We start from the raw sequence: 261 nt of genomic DNA, 5'->3' as shown, positions 1-261 counted from the left end.
CTACGGCGAGGGTGCCGGCAAGAATCGCCATCGGCCCGCCCTTCAGCGCACCGTAGACATTCTGCTGCGCGGCCATGGCGACCACGATGGGAATGTAGATCGCGCTCCAGAACTCGACGCCCTGCTCGGTCTTGCCCTTGAGCCAGCCGCTCTTGTAGAGATAGCTGCCCAGGCCGATCAACAGCAGCATCGCAATACCGACACCGCCGACGTTGGCCGGCACGCCGATCAGCTTGCCGAGCAATTCACCGACCCAGATAC

Annotated in this window: 1 protein-coding gene; it reads right to left on the bottom strand. The window is 63.2% G+C overall.

What is annotated here, in order from left to right; all coding sequences use genetic code 11:
* Positions 1–261: malonate transporter subunit MadL (locus AAEY83_RS16200; protein WP_351060652.1), on the bottom strand; the 261-nt coding region annotated here is incomplete at both ends.

Origin of the sequence: Psychrobacter sp. TB20-MNA-CIBAN-0197 (assembly GCF_040309765.1) — a bacterium.
In the GTDB taxonomy this organism is placed as follows: domain Bacteria; phylum Pseudomonadota; class Gammaproteobacteria; order Pseudomonadales; family Moraxellaceae; genus Psychrobacter; species Psychrobacter submarinus.
This window is presented reverse-complemented; position numbering and strand designations above follow the sequence as displayed.